This window comes from Microbaculum mangrovi, assembly GCF_051390635.1.
Lineage (GTDB): Bacteria > Pseudomonadota > Alphaproteobacteria > Rhizobiales > Tepidamorphaceae > Microbaculum.
Window position 1 is genome coordinate 128,240 of sequence record NZ_JBPODT010000005.1, and the last position, 17,707, is coordinate 145,946.

A 17,707-nucleotide genomic window follows, 5' to 3' on the forward strand; every position below is an offset into this window, starting at 1 on the left:
TTACCTGTTGTTACGGTGTGACGAGATCGCGCGCGGCTGCGGCGACGGCGTCCGCGGTGACCCGCACCTCGTCCTCGAGCGGCGGGGCGTAGCTGATCGGGATGCGCGGCGCGCCGAGCCGCCTCACCGGCGCCTTCAGAGCACCGTGCAGGGCCTCGGCGACGGTGGCCGCGACCTCCGCGCCGAATCCGGCGACCGAAACCGACTCCTGGACGACCAGGAGCCGACCCGTCGTCTCCACGCTTTTCAGCACCGCAGCTTTGTCCCAGGGCCACAGCGTGCGCAGATCGATGACTTCGGCCTCGATGCCCTCGCCCGACAGCGCTTTCGCGGCCTCCGCGGCCGTATGCACCGCCGCCGACCACGAAACGATCGTAACGTCCTTGCCGTCGCGAACCATGCGTGCCTTGCCGAAGTCGACCACGACGTCGCCGTCCGGCACCTCGCCCTCGAGCGGCCACAGGTTCTTGTGTTCCATGAACACGACCGGATCGTCACAACGGATCGCGGATTTCAACAGCCCCTTGGCGTCGGCCGGCGTCGACGGCACGGCGACGACGAGGCCGGGAATATGGGCATACCAGGCCTCCAGCGACTGCGAATGCTGGGCCGCGGACGAGCGCCACATGCCGATGGGCTCGCGTACCACGATCGGCACGCGCGTCTGGCCGCCGAACATGTAACGGGCCTTGGCGGCCTGGTTGACGAGTTCGTCGACGGCACACAGGGCGAAGTCGGAGAACCGCATCTCGACGATCGGCCGCGTACCCGTCATCGCCGCGCCGACGGCGGCGCCCAGGATGCAGGATTCCGAAATCGGCGCGTCCGAGATCCGGTCCGAGCCGAATTCGTCAGCCAGGCCCTTGTACTGGCCGAACACACCACCGCGGCCGAGATCCTCGCCGACGGCCCAGACGAGCGAATCGCGGCGCATTTCCTCCGCGACCGCCTGGCGGCCGGCTTCCATGTAGGTAACGCGGGCCATCAGAACGCCTCCTCGCGCGGATCGCCGATATCCTGGACGTCCGCGAAAGCGAGGGCGGTGTCGGGCCACTCCGTTGCCTTTGCGGTTTCGTAGGCTTGCCTCATCTCCGCTTCCGCCGCCCGGTGCATCGCGTCGAGCTCGGCCGGCGCGACCCCGGCGCGGACGAGCACGTCGCGGGCGTATTCGATCGGATCGTTGAGCCAGCGTTCCTGCACTTCCTCCTCCGCCCGGTAGGGCGCTGGGTCCGCGCTGGTGTGGCCGGTAAGGCGATAGGTGTTCGCCAGAAGAAACCGCGGCGTGCCCCGGCGCGCCTCCTCGATCAGCGCACGGGCGATCTCGTCGACCGCCACGACATCGTTGCCGTCCACGATCTCCGCCTTGATGCCGATCGATTCCGCGCGGGCCGCCGGGCCGCCGCCGGCGGTCATCGCATGGGTGCGCGTCGTCGCCGCGAACCCGTTGTCCTCGCAGACGAACAGGATCGGCAGCTTGAATACGCCGGCCCAGTTCAGCCCCTCGAGGAAGGGTCCGCGATTGATCGCACCGTCGCCGAAGAAACAGACGACGACCTTGTCCTCGCCCCTCAGCTTGATCGCGTGCGCCGCGCCGGCGGCGATGTTGATGTTGGCGGCGACGACGCCGTTGGCGCCCAGCATACCGACCGAGAAATCGGCGATATGCATCGAACCACCCTTACCGCCGCTGGTGCCGCCGGCCCGCCCGAACAGCTCGCGCATCATGGCGAGCGCATCGGCGCCCTTGGCCATGGTGTGGCCGTGACCGCGATGGGTCGACAGGATGATGTCGTCGCGCTTCAGGTTTCCGCAGACGCCGGCGGCGACCGCTTCCTGTCCGATGGAGGGATGAATGGCGCCGAGGACCAGTTTCTCGGTCGACGCCGTGATGGCAGCGCGCTCGAACTCTCGGATCCGGCACATCTGGCCGAACTGCGCCTTCAGGCGCTCGATGTTCAGATTGGAGGCACGTGTGGATTGGCCGGCCGGCACCCTTGGAGTCTCCCTGTCCCTGCCACGCCAGCGCATCCGAACCGCGCTGCGTGGATCATTGTCGATCGCCTCCGGTCAACGACCGCGTCCGGGTTTGGGCGCGATGCATCTTCCGTCAGGCGAAACGGTTGTTTTTTGGATTGTATTGTCGGCTGAAGACCACGAAGAGCGATTTTCTTCGCTTTTTCCCGCCAGTGCTCGTTGTCCTCCAATCCGTCTCGTATTCGTTTTCATATCGATTTCGGAATTTGTTCCGTATTGCGGAACTTAATAAAAATAAAATGGAACAAATTGTCGGTCAAGCAGTCGTTGAACCTTTCGCCGAACCGACAGGCCCGGCGTCATATCCGGATGCACAGTATCGGAGCATCCCGAGGCGGCCGGGGCCTTCGCGCGTGCTTCGACAATTCGGCTGACCCAATTCATCTCCGCATCGGTTACGGTGAACGCGTCGAAATTCGCCGGCGCGTGTGCCCGCCGGACTTTCCGTTCCGGCCCGGGCCGTCGACGATCGGTCCAAGGGCCGGGGGTAGACCTTGACAGCGGCGCCCGACGGCCCATCAGTACTTCGGCAAGAGAAAATCCCGGATCGCGAAGACTGGAATACAAATGCGAATAGGCAAGCAAGACCAAGCCTTTACGGCGATCGCCACCTCGAATAAACATTCGGTCACCGTTCGCGGGAACGATCTGTGCAACGATCTGATCGGCAAGATCGATTTCACCGACTATTTCTGGCTGCTGGTCACCGGAGAGCGCCCCGACGACAAACAACGCCTCGTGACGAACGCCTGTCTCGTCGCGATCGCGGAGCATGGATTGGTCCCCAGCGTCCAGGCCGCGCGCATGACGCTCGCGGCCGCTCCCGAAGCCTGGCAGGGCGCCATGTCCGCCGGCCTGCTCGGCATGGGATCGGTCGTCGCCGGCAGCTCCGAGGAGGCGGGGCGCTGTCTCGCCGAACTCCTGGAGAAAAGCCGCGGCACCGGTCGCGATATCGAGGACGTCTGCCGCGAGACGTTGCAGGAGCTGAAGGCGGCACGCCGGAAGGTCCCCGGGCTCGGCCATCCGCAGCACAGCGCCGGCGATCCGCGCGCCAACGCGCTGCTGACGCTCGCCGACGACAACGGCGTCTCCGGCGACTATGTCCGCGCGCTGCGGCTCCTCGGGGAGCTCGCGCCCGCGATCATGGATCGTCCGCTGCCGATAAACGTCTCCGGCGCGATTCCCGCGCTGATGCTGGACGCCGGCTGGCCGCTGGAGGCGCTCAAGGGCGTGCCTCTACTGGCCCGCGCCGCCGGCCTCGTCGCGCATCTCTACGAGGAATCCCAACGCTCCATCGGCTTCATCATGTCCCACGAGGCCGATCAGGCGATCGGCTACGACGGAGCGACATCCGATACCCCCGGGAAATCCGGGTCCTGAGATCGACCGGCGGGCCGCGCGAAAGTGTCGTTCTCCGCGGCCGGCACGTTCGTGCCGACATCGTAATCGGGTGGTTCTGGGTGCCGGATCAGCCTTCGCGCACGGCGTCCACGTGGCGCGCAAAGTCCCGCGTCGCCATCAGCGCCTTGCAGCGCTCGAACCGGTTGATGGAATAGGCCCAGAAATCCTCGACCGGGTTGTTTTTGGCGTGCTGGATCAGGCCCCACAGCGTCCAGAGCAGGTCGCACATCGCCTTGTAGATGACCATGCGACCGCGATCGACAGCCGTCGCCGGGCCGCCGAAATAGGCTTCGATCAGCCGGCGGTCCATGTCGGCGTCGAAGCCGCCTTCGACCGATAGGTCGCCCAGATCCCACATCGGATCGTTCATACCGGAATATTCCCAGTCGACGATCCACATGATGTCGCCGGTATCGAGGAAATTCTCGCACAGCGGATCGCAGTGGCACGGGGCCAGCGGCAGCGGATGCGCCGACAAGGCGCCGCGTACCGTCTCGGCGTCCGCGACGACGTCGTGATAGCCATCCGGGACCGCGGCGCCGAGCCTTTTCAGGTGGCCGAGATATTCGTCGATCATCGAGAACAGCTCGAAGCGAAAGTCGAACTTGCCCGCGTTGTCATGCAGTTTCCGGAACGCCCTGCCGGCACGTTCGATGGCGCCCGGCGTCGTCGCGAACAAGTCGGCGCTCATGGTCGTCGAGCCATCGACATAGCGGGTGACCATGACACCGTCGGCGCCGAAGTGAACCACCCCCGGCGACACCCCGGCGGCGGCCGCGGCTTTCGCGTTGGTTTCCTCCACCTTGCGGTCGATATACTCGGAGGTTCCCTCGCCGGGCAGGCGCAGGCAGTAGCGTTCGCCGTCGAGATCCACCTGGAACACCAGATTGGTGAGCCCGCCGAGCCGCGTGAGCGAGGCCGCCGCGACGTTTTTCCCGGCAAAGGCGGCAATGCCGGAAAGCGCTGTCCGGGCCGCGTCGGTTTCGCTCATGGTGCCCCCTTTTCTGCTAGCTCTTCAGTCGTTCCGATTTCGGGTCATGCAGCGTGCGCGGACCACGGATCGCGGGATAGCTTATGCCGTAGGCCTCGACGACGAAGTCGGTCGCCCGGGCCAGCGCGGCCGGCACGTAGGCGAAGGCGATGGTCCTGCCGACCGTGTAGCCGTAGCCCGCACTCGTCGTGGTGCCGACGACCTGGCCTTCGCAAAGAACCGCCTCGCCGCCGATCAGCGGTGCAAAGCCGTCGACGGTAAGCGTCACGAGCCGCCGCGACGGGCCGTCTGCCTTGATCCGCGCGAGCGCCTCGCGGCCGATGAAACCGCCCTTGTCGAGCGCGACGCAGAAACCGAGCCCCGCCTCGTAGGGATCGGTGTCCGGCGTTACCTCGGCCGACCAGTAGACGTAGCCCTTCTCCAGCCTGAGCGACTCGATCGCCCGGTATCCGACATCGGCGATGCCGTGCTTTTCGCCAGCGTTGCGAAGGGTTTGGTAGACATGCGGCGCCTGTTCGGAAGGGACATGCAGCTCCCAGCCGAGTTCGCCGACATAGCCGACGCGGGCCGCGCGGACGCGGCCCAGGCCGATCTCGATGTCGCGCACGGCGAGATACGGGAAGGCCTCGTTGGATACGTCGTCGTCCGTCGTCTCCTGCAGCACGCGCCGTGCTTTCGGACCGACGAGATTGATGACGGCGTAGGCCGGGGTCACGTCGCGAAGCTGCACTGCGCCGTCGCCGGGCAGGTGGCGTGCGATCCAGCCGGAATCCCGCACGCCGAACTGGCTGCCGGTGACGATATAGAAGCGCTGCGCGTCCAGGCGCATGATCGTGAGGTCGGCTTCGACGCCGGCTCGGTCGTTGCAAAGTTGGGTATAGACGCAGGTACCGTCGGCTCGGTCGAGGTCGTTGGCGGCGATGCGCTGCAGTGCCGCGAGGGCTCCGGGACCGGTCACCTCGAACTTGCAGAACGACGTCTGGTCGATCAGCGCGACGCCCTCGCGCACGGCGGCGTGCTCGCGGCCGACCGCCTCGAACCAGCCCGGCTTGTGCTCGAAGCTCGGGGTCTCGGATGCGGCCACCGCGCCGGTATCGAACCATAGCGGCCGCTCCCACCCGGCCTTGGAGCCGTGAACCGCCTTGTTCGCCGTCAGGAGATGGTGGATCGGGCTCAGGCGTCCGCCGCGCGCTGTGTGCAGTTCCGCGCCGGGCCAGTGGATCGCGTAGTAATCGCCATAGGCCTCGCTCGACCGCTGCGCCAGATACCGCCGGTTGGCCTGGTGCGGCGAGAACCGGCGCACGTCGAAGGGCCACAGGTCCATGCCCGGATCGCCGTGCAGGATCCAGTTGGCCATCGCCTCGCCGGCCCCGCCGGACGCGGCGATGCCGGCGGTGAAGCCGCAGGCGACGTAGAAATTGTCGAGCTCGGGCGCGAGGCCCATGACCGGCTCGCCGTCGGCCGACACCGGGATCGGCCCGTTGATGACGGTCTGGATGCCGATCTCGTTCAGGATCGGCAGCCGCTCGGCGGCGGGCAGCATGAACAGCTCCAGCCGGTCGAGGTTCTCTGGAAACAGTTCGCGGCCGAAGTCGAAGGGCACGCCCCGAGGCCAGCACGCCGGCGCCCCCTGCTCCCAGCCGCCGATGGCGAAGGCCTTCACATCCGGCTTCAGGTAGAAGATGCGGTCGGGGTCGCGGAACGTCGGCGTCTCTGCGGTGACGTCGATCTTCTTCTCGGTGACGACGTACTGATGCTCGACCGCGCCGGCGGCCAGCGCGACGCCGGCCATCTCGCCGATCCTCTTGGCCCAGATACCGGCCGCGTTGACGACGATCTCGCAGGCGATGGTTCCGTGGTCGGTGACGACGCCGGTGATGCGCCGCCCCTCCCGCTCGAAGCCGGTGACCAGAACGCCTTCGCGGATCCTCACGCCGCCGGCCCGCGCCACCTTCGCGTAGGCCTGCGTCAGCGCATAGGGGTCGATATAGCCGTCGCTGGGGATCCAGGCGGCACCGACCACGCCGTCGCCCGTCATCCAGGGAAAGCGCTCCATCGCCTCGCGCGGCGCGATCTCGTGGGCCTCGAAGCCGAAGCCCTTGGCCTGGGTCAGCGAGCGGCGGATCTCGGCGAGCCGTTCTTCGCTCGCGGCAATCCGCAGCGACCCCGCCTTCTTCCAGTCGATGGCCTGGCCGGATTCGGCTTCCAGCCGGTCGTAGACCGCGACCGAGTTCTGCATCAGCCGCGTCAGGTTCTTCTTCGACCGCAACTGGCCGACGAGACCCGCCGCGTGCCATGTCGAACCGTGGGTGAGCTGCGCCTTTTCCAGCAGCACCACGTCGCGCTCGCCGGAGCGGGCCAGATGATAGGCGATGGCACAGCCGATCGCGCCGCCGCCGATGATGACGATGCGGGCCTGGGTACCGCTCATCTCACGCCTTCACCCGGCTCATGGCCGGATCGTAGAGCGGCTGCAGGAACAGTCTGGCGGGAACGCGCTCGGTCGCGACCTCCAGCTCGTAGGCGCCCGACGTCACATAGGCCGCGTCGACGCCGTCGGGGTTGCGGACATAGCCGTAGCCGATCGACTGGCCGACGGTGTAGCCGTAGCCGCCGCTGGTCAGCCAGCCGACGCGCTCGCCGTCGCGATAAATGGTCTCGCGGCCGAGCAGCACGATAGCCGGATCGACCGTGAAACCGGCAAGCTGCTTCTTCAGCGGCCCCCGGCCCTGCGCGTCGAGCGCCTCGCGGCCGAGGAACGGCTGGTTGGATTTCAGCTTCACCGCCCAGCCGAGCCCCGCTTCCAGCGGCGTGTGGTCAGGGCCGATGTCGGAGCCCCAGGCGCGGTAGCCCTTCTCCAGGCGCAGCGACTCGATGGCGCGATAGCCGGCCGGGCGCACGCCCAGGTCGCCGCCCTGGTCCATCAGCGCCTCGTAGACATTGACGACATACTCGGTGGGAACATGCAGTTCCCAGCCGAGTTCGCCGACATAGGTCACGCGCAGCGCCATGACCGGCGCGCCCGCGATGCCGATCTCGCGCACCGTGCCGAACGGGAAACCGTCGTTGGAGAGATCGTCGCGCGTCAGCCGCGACAGCAGCGTGCGCGCGTTCGGCCCCATGACCGACAGCACGCCGTAGCCGGAGCTGACGTCGACGACCTGAACGTTGAGGCCGGCGGGAATGTTGCGGCGGATCCAGTCGAGATCGTGGGTCGCGAACCCGGTGCCGGTGACGATGTAGTAGCGGTCGGGGCTGAGGCGGGCGACGGTCAGGTCGCATTCGATCCCGCCGCGCGGGTTAAGCATCTGGGTATAGACGAGCCTGCCCGGCGCCCGCGCGACATTGCCGGCGCAGATCCAGGTGAGCGCGGCCTCCGCGTCCGGGCCGACGACCAGGAACTTGGCGAAGGAGGACTGGTCGAAGACGGTGACGGCCTCGCGGGTCGCGGCGTGCTCACGCCCGACCGCCTCGAACCAGTTCGGCCGGCCGAAGCTGTAGACGTCCTGCGGCGCTTCCCCCGCGGACGGATCGGCGAACCAGTTCGGCCGCTCCCAGCCGAGCTTCTCGCCGAAGCAGGCGCCGGCCGCCTTGAGCCGGTCGTAGAGCGCGGAGCGGCGGCAGGGCCTGCCGCTGTCGTGCTCTTCGCCGGGCCAGGCGATAGTGTAGTGCTTGCCGTAGAGCTCGAGCGTGCGCGTGCGCACCCAGTCGGCATCGAAATGCGGGCGGCCGAAACGACGGATGTCGACCGGCCACAGGTCGAACGGCGGCTCGCCCGCGACGATCCATTCGGCGAGCGCCATGCCGGCGCCGCCGCCGGCCGCGATGCCGAAGGCGTTGAATCCGGCGCCGACGAAGAAGCCATGCTGTTCCGGCGCCTCGCCGAGAATGAAGTTGCCGTCCGGCGTGAAGCTCTCCGGACCGTTCAGGAGTTCCTTGACGCCGGCATGGGCCAGCGCCGGCACACGGCCGAGCGCCAGCTCCATGATGTCGGAGAAGTGGTCCCAGTCGGAATTGAGCAGGGTGAACTCGAAGCCATCGGGAATGCCGTCGTTCGCCCAGGGGATCGGGTTCGGCTCGTAGCCGCCCATGACGAGACCGCCGACCTCCTCCTTGTAGTAGGTCAGGCGATCGGGATCGCGCAGCGTCGGCAGGTTCGCGGCAACGCCATCGATCGCCTCGGTGATCAGATACTGGTGCTGGACCGAGACGAGCGGCACGTTGACGCCGGCGAGCCGGCCGATGTCCCGCGCCCACTGCCCGGCGCAGTTGACGACGACCTCGCATTTCACCGTCCCGCGCGGCGTCTCGACACCCCTGATGCGCCCGTCCTCGATCAGGATGCCGGTGACCGGCGTATCCTCGAAGACCGTCACGCCCGACATGCGCGCGCCCCTGGCCAGCGCCTGGGTGATGTCGGACGGGCTCGCCTGGCCGTCGGTCGGCAGGTAGGCGGCGCCGACGAGATCGCCGATATCCATCAACGGCCAGAGATCCTGCGCCTCCTTCGGCGTCAGCAGGTGCATTTCGAGACCGAAGGAATGGGCCGTCGTCGCCTGGCGGCGCACTTCCGTCCAGCGGTCGGAGTTGCAGGCGAGCCGCAGCCCCCCGTTCATCTTCCAGCCGGTGGCCAGTCCCGTTTCCTCCTCGAGGCGGTCGTAGAGGGCGACGGAATTGCCCAGGAGCTGGGTGATGTTGGCGCTGGTGCGCAGCTGGCCGACGAGCCCGGCCGCGTGCCAGGTCGAGCCCGAGGTGAGCTTGGCACGCTCCAGCACGATCGTATCGGTCCAGCCGAGCTTGCCGAGATGATAGGCGGTGGAGCATCCCACGATGCCCCCGCCGATGACGACGGCTCTTGCTTCTGTCGGCAGGTCAGCCATTGACGCGGTTCCTCAGTCGTAGCGTGGCATCCGGCACGCGGGCCGTATCGGGATTCAGGCGGTGGTCGCGGCGAGGATCGTGGCTCAGCGGCATCGCGTCCTCACATCTCGTTCAAGGTCGCCAGCGCCGCATCCAGGCGCTGCATGTTTTCGGCCGTATAGGCGGCGTAGTCGAAGGCGAGTTCGGAATGGATCTCCGAGACCATGCTCCACATGGTCTCGCGCAAAAGCGACGCGCCCTTCATCGCCGTGTAGCGGCGGCGCAGGTCGTCGGTCACGGTGCGGTCGAAATAGGCTTCCAGCAGCCAGTCTTCCTGGGCCGGCGTCAGGCCGTTGTTGGATGCAAGCCCGCCGAGATCGAACAGCGGCGAGTTGAACCCGGCATAATCCCAGTCGATCAGCCAGATGCGGCTGCCGTCGTCGATGAAGTTGGCCGGCAGCAGGTCGTTGTGGCCGAAGACGATATCGATCGGCCCGACGGCCTTTTCGAGGGTGGCGGCGGTGTCGAGCAGACCGGGCAGCCTGTCGATATGGGCGCTGCCGCTGTCACGCAGGGTGCCGGCATAGTCGCGCACCACGTGGAACACCCAGAACATCAGAACCGGGCCGCGCACATGGTTCGGCATGTCGCGGTGGCACCTGAGGAGGACCTGCAGGATCCGCTCCAGGTTCTCTTGTTTGCGTACGTCGTCTTCGGCGTAGGTCTTGCCGTCGATGTAGCGGATCACCAGCGCCCCGCGCTCGTGATGCACCACCTCTGGCGAGACGCCGGCCTCGGCCGCCGCGCGGGAGGCGGCGAGCTCGTTGAAGCGCATCACCTGGTGCACCGGGATGTCGTCGCCGATGCGCACGACGTATTTCTCTGCCCCGTCCGCGACGACGAAGTTGATGTTGGTGATGCCGCCGCCGAGCGGGACCGGATCCACGGATCCGGACCACAGGGACAGCGAGGCGGCTTTCGTGCGGGCGTCCGTCATCGTCGTCCTCACGCCAGTCCGAGCCGGTGCCGGGTACGCCGGGCGCCGGCGGAAACCAGCCGGTCGGCGATGATGGCGATGAAGGCGACGGCAAGCCCCGCGACGATGCCGCGGCCGGTGTCGGCCTTGGTCAGCGCGATATAGACCTCCTGGCCGAGGTCGCGGGTGCCGACGAGCGCGGTGATGACCACCATCGAGATCGCCAGCATGATCGTCTGGTTGATGCCGAGCATGATCTCCGGCAGGGCCAGCGGCAGCTTGATCTTGGAGAGGAGCTGGCGCCGCGTGCAGCCCGACACGACGCCGGCCTCGACCAGCTGCGGGTCGATCTGGCGGATGCCGTGCGCGGTGTAGCGGATCGCCGGCGCGAGCGCGTAGAGGATGACGGCGATCATCGCGGAGAAGTCGCCGACCCGGAACAGCATGACCACGGGGATCAGGTAGACGAAGCTCGGCAGCGTCTGCAGCGTATCGACCAGCCCGCCGAGGATGCGGCCCGCCCGATCGTTCTCGGCGGCGACGATTCCCAGCGGGATGCCGATCAGCGAGGCGATGACGACCGAGATGCCGCAAAGATAGACCGTGATCATCGCCTTTTCCCACTGGCCGGTGACGACGATGAACATGGCGAGCGCCACGGCGGCGAGCGCCAGCCGCCAGCCGCCGAGCTGCCAGCCGGCGATCCCGACGAGGCCGACCGTCCAGATCCACGGCAGTTCGGTGAGGAAGCGCTTCACCGGCACGAGGAAGTTGACCAACATCACGGTCTTCACCGCCTCGAGCTGGTCGTAGAAATTGACATTGATGTATTTGACGAGGCCTTCCCAGAAGGAGCCCGTCGAGACCTCCATCGCCTCGGGATAGCTCTGCGCCGGCGGAAACACGAGACCGACCAGCGCGGTGCCGAGGATCACGGCGATCACCGTCGTCGTCCACGGATGCCGCCTCACGTAGCCGGTCGGCAGGCCGGCATGGGCCGGCGGCGGCCGGTTGGCGAAGGCCTGGCTCAGCCTGTCGAGCGCGATCGCCAGGACGACGATGGCGACGCCGGCCTCGATGCCGCCGCCGATATCGAGCCGCCGCAGCGAGGTCAGCACGTCGTAGCCCAGGCCGCCGGCGCCGATCATCGAGGCGATGATCACCATGTTGAGGGAGAGCATGATCACCTGGTTGACGCCGACCATCAGGCCGTCGCGCGCCGAGGGCACCAGCACCTTCCACGTCATCTGGCGCCGCGTGCAGCCCGCCATGCGGCCGAAGTCGCGGATCTCCTCGGGCACGCCGCGCAGCGACAGCATGGTGACGCGCACCATCGGCGGCATCGCGTAGACGATCGTGGCGATCATCGCGGCGACGGGACCGAAGCCGAACAGGAACAGGATCGGCACCAGATAGGCGAAGACCGGCACGGTCTGCATGATGTCGAGCATCGGCGACAGGGCCCGCTCGACCCAGGCCGACCGGTAGCCGGCGATGCCGAGCAGCAGACCGCCGGCGACGCCGAACGGCACCGCGATGACGATCGAGGACAGCGTCACCATGGCGCTGTCCCACTGGCCGAAGACGGCGAGATAGAGGAAGCAGGCGCCGACGAAGGCGGCGAGTTTCCAACCGCGCGCGTAGTATCCCATCGCCACGACGACGGCGATCACCGCGATCCACGACAAGGCCGGCAGCACCTGCACCGCGTCGGAGCCCTGCCCGCGCAGGAAGCCGGTCGACAGCAGGCTCGTGGCAATCGTCAGCGGGATGTCGAGCAGCCAGGAGACGAAGCGTGTCAGCTCGAGGAAGGTGAACAGCCCGAAGGTGGCATCGTCGATCAACCACGACATGAACGCGGAGATCCACCTGGCGAGCGGCACCGTCCAGGCACGCGGCCATTCATAGGCCCAGGCGATGTCGAGCGCCCGGGTGATGTCCCTGCCCCATGAGGCCGCGAACAGCGACAGGACCAGGACGGCGAGCCAGAACAGGCCCGCCGGGCCGATCCAGGCGGACCGGACCGCGGGCGTCGCCAGGGCGGAAGACCGCGCCGTCATGCGTCCTCCCGTCTCATGCGTCACCTCGCGCCGCGGGGTTATGGCCGGTGCGGCCGACCAGCACGTCGATCACCGCGCGCGCGTCGATCAGCCCCGCCTGACGGCCGTCCGCGTCGAGGACGGCGAAGGGACGGTCGGCCGCCTCCACCTTGTCGGCGATATCACCGATCCGGTCGCCGGCCCCGACCGCGCCGGCCACCTCCGCGCCGTCGCGCCAGGCCGTCATCACCGAGCCCGCGGTCATCACCTTGGCGCGGGGAATATGGCGGGTGAACTCGGCGACGTAGTCGGTCGCCGGCGCCAGCACCAGCTCCTCCGGCGTGCCGGTCTGGATGATCGCGCCGTCCTTCATGATGGCGATGCGGTCGGCCAGCCGGATCGCCTCGTCGAAATCGTGGGTGATGAAGACGATGGTCTTCCTGAGCTTGTTCTGCAGGCGCATGAACTCGTCCTGCATCTCGCGCCGGATCAGCGGATCGAGCGCGGAGAACGGCTCGTCCAGGAACCACAGCTCCGGCTCCACCGCCAGCGAGCGGGCGATGCCGACGCGCTGCTGCTGGCCACCGGACAGCTCGCGCGGATAGTAGGTCTCCCGTCCCTCCAGACCGACCAGCTCGATCACCCGCCGCGCCCGCAGTTCGCGCGTCTTGCGGTCGATGCCCTGCACCTCGAGCGGAAAGGCGACGTTGCCGAGCACGGTGAGGTGCGGCAGCAGCGCGAAGTGCTGGAACACCATGCCCATGCGGTGGCGGCGGATTTCGATCATCTCGCGCCCGCTCGCCCGCAGCAGGTCGCGCCCCTCGAAGAGGATCTCGCCGGCCGTCGGCTCGATCAGCCGCGACAGGCAGCGCACCAGCGTCGACTTGCCCGACCCCGACAGGCCCATGATGACGAAGATCTCGCCCTGGCGGACGTCGAGATTGGCGTCCCGCACAGCGCCGATCAGGCCCGCGGCCCTGATGTCCTCGAGGCTCGGGGGCGCCGACCTGGACGCCAGGAGGGCTTCGGGATCGCTGCCGAACAGCTTCCACACGCCCCGGCAGGACAGCTTTGTTTCGGAGTCGGACATCGTGGCTTGCCTCCGGATGGCGGCGGATCGCACCGCCCCGTCCGGACGAGGATCAGGGTCGGAAGGTCGGGATGGTCCGCTCGGGAACACTATCGGTCGAGCGGACCGGCCGGGGAAGGACGCAGCCCAAGGGAGCAGCGGGTCCGCGCCCGCCCCCGGCAAGCGGAAAGGTCAGTTTCCGATCCACGTCTTCCAGCGGTCTTCGTTGCTGGCCATCCAGTTGGCGACGACGTCCTCGACCGACTTTCCGTCAAGATCGACGTCGGCGACCATCTGGCCCATCTCCTCGTTGGTCACGTTGAACGCCTTGATGGCGGCGTGGGCGCCCGGCCACTTGTCCTTGATGCCGACCCAGCCGGCCTTCCAGATCGGGCCGCGCGGCTTTCCGCAATCGTAGGCCATGTCCTTGTTGGAGCCCCAGCTCGGATCCTCGTAGCAGGCCGCCTCGTATTTCGGGAAATCGACCCACTCGCCCTTGTACTTGATCGGCGCCCAGTGCGGCGCGTAGACCCACAGCAGGACCGGCGCCTGCCGCTGGTAGGCGGACTCGAGCTCGGCGAACAGGGCAGCGTCCGTGCCCGCGTGGATCACCTCGAAGGGAAGGTCCAGCGCCTCGACGCGTTCGTCGTCGAACCCGCCCCAGGTCACGGGCCCGCCGAGATACCGGCCCTTCGGCGCGGTTTCAGGGGTCGAGAACGCCTCGGCGCAGGCTTCGTCCTTCAGCGCTTCCCAGTTCGGCAGGCCGGGGCACTTTTCCTTCATGTACTCGGGGTACCACCACTCCTCGATGGCGAGCATGCCGGTCTCGCCGAGGTTCTCGACGTTGCCCGTGCCGACCGCCTCGTCGAGCGCCTCGCGACCGGTGGTCTCCCAGATCTCCATGGCCAGATGCAGATCGCCGGTCTTCAGGCCCGCGAACTGGGCCAGGTAGTCGGCCTGCACGTAGTCGACGTTGTACCCCGCCTGCTTCAGCACCTCGCCCATGATCTGGGTGGTGATGAGCTGACCGGTCCAGTCGTGCAGGGTCAGTTTGATCGGATCCTTGGATTCCGCCTCGGCAAGCGCGGGCGCGCTGGCCGTGGCGAGCAATGCGGCACCCGCGAGCGCTGCGGCGATGCGTGGAAATGTCATGGTCGCTCACCTCCGTTCTGTTTTCGTAAGAGCGCGTAGCCTGTTCCCCTGGTGCCGGGACATACGCAGACGGAAAGCCCGACCCGACGGAATGATCCGGCGATAATCGGGCCCACGTCAACAGGAAATCACACAATTTGTGGAATTGATGTTGAATTGACGCTTAGATTTTTGGAATTGGATGGATATGCTCTACGCAAAGGCGCGGCGCAGACGCAGGCAAGCGACAGCCGTCAAACAACCCGCGCGCCGGAAACGAACGCTCAAGGGGCTAAAGGGTGCATCGGACCCAGCGACAGACGGAGATTTTGCGGCTGGTTCAGCTTCGCGGTGCCTGCTCGATCGGCGACCTGGCCGAGCGCCTCGAGGTGTCGGACGAAACGATCCGCCGAACGGTGAAGCCCCTCGTCTCCGAGGGACTGCTCGCCAAGGTGCATGGCGGCATCACCCTTCCCGACGCCGGCCGCGAGCCGCCGTTCCAGAACCGCATGCTCGAGAACGCCGAGGCCAAGCGCCGCATCGCCGAGCGGGTCGCCAGCCTCGTCTCGAACGGCGACAGCCTCATGCTCGACTGCGGCTCCACCACCGCCTTCGTCGCCCGGGCGCTCAGCCAGCACTCCGGCCTGACCGTCGTGACCAACTCGGCGGAGATCGCGCGCACGCTGGCCACGAACACGTCGAACCGCGTCTTCATGGCCGGCGGCGAGCTGCGCTCCGACGATACCGCGGCACTGGGACCGGAAGCCCTGACCTTCGCCCGCCAGTTCCGCGTGCGCCACGCCATCCTGTCGATCGGCGCGATGGAGATCGACGGCTCGCTGATGGTCTATCATCTGGCCGAGGCCGAGTTCTCCCGCTCCGTCATCGACCAGGCCGAACAGGTGATCGTCGCCGCCGATGCGTCGAAGTTCGGCCGGCCGAGCCTGGTGCGCATCTGCGGCCCGGAACGCATGGACGTGCTGGTGACCGACCGCAGGCCGCCGGCCGCCCTGGCGGACTCGCTGACCGCGGCCGGCGCGCGGATCGAGGTCGCCGACTAGAGACCGGTGGCTCTTACGGCCCGCGACGGCGGACCAGAAGCGGGCCGTAGACGAGCGAGAAACCGGCGAACGCGCCGATCCAGGCCACGGCCGAACCCGACAGCAGCCAGTCCATACCAGCGGGAAAGACGGCCGCGCCGATCCGGGTGAGCGCAGCCAGGACCACGAGGCCATAGATCGCCACGGTGGCCGCGCCGGCGGTCAATGTCCGGCCGGTATGGCCGAGCGTGGCGCGGGTCATGACCGCGAGGGTCATCGTCCCGATCGCCCCGGCGGTCCAGGCGTGTATCGCGGCGGTGTTCGGCACGGCGCTTTCGGATACGGCGGCGACAGCGGCCAACAGGAAGCCGAGCGGAACGAACAGATAGGCGATGTGCAGGATCGTCACCAGCGGCTCGGCGAAGGTGCGCAGCGGCCGCCAGCGCGCCTGGCGGACGAACTGCAGGATCCCCGCCAGAAGCAGGAGCGGGGCCGCCGCGATCGCGACGCCTTCGAAGGACGGCGTGACGATCCACGCCGCAAGCGCCACGACGCTGGCGGCGATGACGATGGCATCGAACCGCGAGAATGGGACCGGCATCGTCTGGGCGCCGCGCTGCCGGAGCCAGTTGCCGGTGAAACTGGGAACGATGCGCCCGCCGATCAGAACGATCAGCGTGATCGTCGTGGCGATCGCCAGACGGGCGCCGTAGACGCTTTGGCCATCATTGAGCACTTCCCACTGGAACAGCGCCTGGGCCGCGAACAGCATCACGACGATGATGAGTACCTTGAGGTTCTTCCAGTTGCGCCCGACAAGGATCTCACGCCCGATAACCGCGCCGAGGCCGGCCAGGAACGACAAGGTCGCGATCGCCGTCAGGGCGGCACCGAACCAGTCCGACATCGCGATGGCGAAACGCCCGAGAAGCCAGAACGCGAACAGTCCGGCGAGCGGCCAGCCGACCACCGGAAGACGGCCCGTCCAGTTCGGCACCGCGGTCAGCAGGAACCCGGCGACGACCGCCGGGACATAGCCGAACAGCAATTCATGCGCATGCCAGGCAATCGGCGGCCAATCGGTCGGCAGGGTGACGACGCCGAGATACCAGGGCACCCAGACGCCGACCGCGATCGCGGCGTAGAGCGCGCCGGCGAGGAAGAAGGGGCGGAAGCCGTAACTGAACAGCGCCGGTCCGGTCCATTGCCTGGCGCGCTGCGCGGAAGTGGTGGCGTTCATCGGATTATCGAGGTCTCCATCGGGAATTCCGTGCGAAACAGGGTCCCGCACTAGGGTTCGTCGCGCATTTTGTCCGATCGTCCGGCGGCGCGCGCCTGCCGACGCGCCGTCATCCGCCCGGCGAGTTCGGCCCGATCCTGCGCCGACAGCCTGACCTTCGCCAGCGGAATGACGATCGCGTTCTCGATCGCCAGATGACGCCGTTCGCAGACGGCAAACGACCGCAGCGTCCGCCTCAGCCCCGCCGACATGGGAATCTCCGGGTGCGCGATCCGCCGTCGCAGTCCGTTGACGATCCTGGCGGCAAGCCTCTCATCCTCCGCATGATCTTCGGTGAGCTGCTCGAGCACCCGGCCGATCTCGTCCTCGCGTTTGGCGCGGCGTTTCAGCAGCGGAAACAGATCCTGCTCCTCGTCGGCGATATGGGCGGCATGCTCGGTCTCGATGTGATCGGCGATCGCCCCGGCGAGACCGGTATCGAACGTTTCGTCCTCGGCCAGCTTTTCGCACAGGTGGCACAGCACCCGATGTCGATGGTGGTCGGCGACGATGAAGTCGAGCGGCTGGGCCAGAAGGCGCGCCGGAAGAGGCTCAAGCGACTGCTCCCGATTGCCGGGGGAGGTCACGCGACCGCCTCCCGTGCATCGGCGACGGCGCGTCTCAGGATCGCCGACAGCGCATCGAGCCCCGGCGCGTCGCTGCGCCCGATGACGCCGACAAGGTGCAGCCAGGCGTCGTCGTCGGCCCGTTCCACGAACCGTCGCACGGCCAGCGCGGAGAATTCGCCGGCATCTAGATCGAGTGCGCGCGCGGCATCGCGGATATCGGCCAGGAGCACGAGCTCGCCCGCCTCGATGAGGATCGCTTCGGCCGCCCCCGGATCTCCCAACCGCGCTATGATGTCGCCGAGCATGGCTTCCTCCCGC

At 67.5% G+C, this 17,707-nt stretch carries 14 protein-coding genes; 2 read left to right on the forward strand and 12 right to left on the reverse strand.

Translation table 11 applies throughout. The annotated features are described in order from the left end of the window. Window positions 1-10: 10 nt before the first annotated feature. Both ACSF9G_RS21350 and ACSF9G_RS21355 read right to left on the reverse strand, forming a co-directional pair. Complete coding sequence (locus ACSF9G_RS21350) at window positions 11-985, reverse strand: alpha-ketoacid dehydrogenase subunit beta (protein ID WP_436644172.1); 975 nt, start codon at window positions 983-985, stop codon at window positions 11-13. Further along, window positions 985-1,992 carry a thiamine pyrophosphate-dependent dehydrogenase E1 component subunit alpha gene (locus ACSF9G_RS21355; RefSeq protein WP_436644173.1) on the reverse strand — a complete coding sequence of 336 codons (1,008 nt, stop codon included), beginning with the start codon at window positions 1,990-1,992 and terminating at the stop codon, window positions 985-987. The genes ACSF9G_RS21350 and ACSF9G_RS21355 overlap by 1 nt, the downstream gene beginning before the upstream one ends. Window positions 1,993-2,601: 609 nt before the next feature. On the opposite strand from ACSF9G_RS21355, the gene ACSF9G_RS21360 reads away from it, so the two are divergent. Next, window positions 2,602-3,414, forward strand: a complete 813-nt coding sequence (locus ACSF9G_RS21360) for a citryl-CoA lyase (RefSeq protein ID WP_436644174.1) — start codon at window positions 2,602-2,604, stop codon at window positions 3,412-3,414. Between the two features lie 88 nt (window positions 3,415-3,502). Here the strand turns inward: ACSF9G_RS21360 and ACSF9G_RS21365 are convergent, their stop codons facing one another. From ACSF9G_RS21365 to ACSF9G_RS21395, 7 genes are all read right to left on the reverse strand, one after another. After that, on the reverse strand, window positions 3,503-4,426 hold the full coding sequence (locus ACSF9G_RS21365; protein ID WP_436644175.1) for a phosphotransferase: 924 nt from the start codon (window positions 4,424-4,426) through the stop codon (window positions 3,503-3,505). A gap of 16 nt (window positions 4,427-4,442) precedes the next feature. Next, entirely contained in the window at window positions 4,443-6,857 is a 2,415-nt protein-coding gene (locus ACSF9G_RS21370) for a GcvT family protein (RefSeq protein WP_436644176.1), read from the reverse strand. Window position 6,858: 1 nt separating this feature from the next. After that, a complete protein-coding gene (locus ACSF9G_RS21375) occupies window positions 6,859-9,306 on the reverse strand; it encodes a GcvT family protein (RefSeq protein WP_436644177.1) in 2,448 nt (815 codons plus the stop codon). Window positions 9,307-9,407: 101 nt separating this feature from the next. Then, window positions 9,408-10,283 carry a phosphotransferase gene (locus tag ACSF9G_RS21380; RefSeq protein WP_436644178.1) on the reverse strand — a complete coding sequence of 292 codons (876 nt, stop codon included), beginning with the start codon at window positions 10,281-10,283 and terminating at the stop codon, window positions 9,408-9,410. Window positions 10,284-10,291: 8 nt separating this feature from the next. Further along, window positions 10,292-12,322 (reverse strand): ABC transporter permease, encoded by a 2,031-nt coding sequence (locus ACSF9G_RS21385; RefSeq protein WP_436644179.1) that lies wholly within the window; start codon window positions 12,320-12,322, stop codon window positions 10,292-10,294. 13 nt (window positions 12,323-12,335) lie between these two features. Further along, window positions 12,336-13,391: a quaternary amine ABC transporter ATP-binding protein gene (locus ACSF9G_RS21390; protein WP_436644180.1), complete on the reverse strand. Its 1,056-nt coding sequence runs from the start codon at window positions 13,389-13,391 to the stop codon at window positions 12,336-12,338. Between the two features lie 171 nt (window positions 13,392-13,562). Continuing rightward, window positions 13,563-14,522 (reverse strand): ABC transporter substrate-binding protein, encoded by a 960-nt coding sequence (locus ACSF9G_RS21395; RefSeq protein ID WP_436644181.1) that lies wholly within the window; start codon window positions 14,520-14,522, stop codon window positions 13,563-13,565. Window positions 14,523-14,800: 278 nt separating this feature from the next. On the opposite strand from ACSF9G_RS21395, the gene ACSF9G_RS21400 reads away from it, so the two are divergent. Further along, on the forward strand, window positions 14,801-15,562 hold the full coding sequence (locus ACSF9G_RS21400) for a DeoR/GlpR family DNA-binding transcription regulator (protein ID WP_436644182.1): 762 nt from the start codon (window positions 14,801-14,803) through the stop codon (window positions 15,560-15,562). A 13-nt stretch (window positions 15,563-15,575) separates the two neighbouring features. Here ACSF9G_RS21400 and ACSF9G_RS21405 read toward each other — a convergent pair whose 3' ends face one another. Genes ACSF9G_RS21405 through ACSF9G_RS21415 form a run of 3 tightly spaced genes read right to left on the reverse strand, consistent with a single transcriptional unit; the run spans window position 15,576 to window position 17,694 of the window. After that, window positions 15,576-16,781, reverse strand: a complete 1,206-nt coding sequence (locus ACSF9G_RS21405) for an NnrS family protein (RefSeq protein WP_436644183.1) — start codon at window positions 16,779-16,781, stop codon at window positions 15,576-15,578. Between the two features lie 50 nt (window positions 16,782-16,831). Then, the gene (locus ACSF9G_RS21410) at window positions 16,832-17,407 is read right to left on the reverse strand and encodes a hemerythrin domain-containing protein (RefSeq protein ID WP_436644184.1); all 576 of its coding nucleotides are present in this window, start codon (window positions 17,405-17,407) and stop codon (window positions 16,832-16,834) included. After that, window positions 17,404-17,694, reverse strand: a complete 291-nt coding sequence (locus tag ACSF9G_RS21415; protein ID WP_436644185.1) for a hypothetical protein — start codon at window positions 17,692-17,694, stop codon at window positions 17,404-17,406. The genes ACSF9G_RS21410 and ACSF9G_RS21415 overlap by 4 nt, the downstream gene beginning before the upstream one ends. Window positions 17,695-17,707: the final 13 nt, after the last annotated feature.

Bases quoted from the DNA above. Each gene is read 5' to 3' on its own strand.
- ACSF9G_RS21370 (WP_436644176.1), bottom strand. From the start codon at position 6,857: ATGAGCGGTACCCAGGCCCGCATCGTCATCATCGGCGGCGGCGCGATC.
- ACSF9G_RS21395 (WP_436644181.1), bottom strand. From the start codon at position 14,522: ATGACATTTCCACGCATCGCCGCAGCGCTCGCGGGTGCCGCATTGCTC.
- ACSF9G_RS21390 (WP_436644180.1), bottom strand. From the start codon at position 13,391: ATGTCCGACTCCGAAACAAAGCTGTCCTGCCGGGGCGTGTGGAAGCTG.
- ACSF9G_RS21415 (WP_436644185.1), bottom strand. From the start codon at position 17,694: ATGCTCGGCGACATCATAGCGCGGTTGGGAGATCCGGGGGCGGCCGAA.
- ACSF9G_RS21380 (WP_436644178.1), bottom strand. From the start codon at position 10,283: ATGACGGACGCCCGCACGAAAGCCGCCTCGCTGTCCCTGTGGTCCGGA.
- ACSF9G_RS21365 (WP_436644175.1), bottom strand. From the start codon at position 4,426: ATGAGCGAAACCGACGCGGCCCGGACAGCGCTTTCCGGCATTGCCGCC.
- ACSF9G_RS21360 (WP_436644174.1), top strand. From the start codon at position 2,602: ATGCGAATAGGCAAGCAAGACCAAGCCTTTACGGCGATCGCCACCTCG.
- ACSF9G_RS21405 (WP_436644183.1), bottom strand. From the start codon at position 16,781: ATGAACGCCACCACTTCCGCGCAGCGCGCCAGGCAATGGACCGGACCG.
- ACSF9G_RS21350 (WP_436644172.1), bottom strand. From the start codon at position 985: ATGGCCCGCGTTACCTACATGGAAGCCGGCCGCCAGGCGGTCGCGGAG.
- ACSF9G_RS21375 (WP_436644177.1), bottom strand. From the start codon at position 9,306: ATGGCTGACCTGCCGACAGAAGCAAGAGCCGTCGTCATCGGCGGGGGC.
- ACSF9G_RS21385 (WP_436644179.1), bottom strand. From the start codon at position 12,322: ATGACGGCGCGGTCTTCCGCCCTGGCGACGCCCGCGGTCCGGTCCGCC.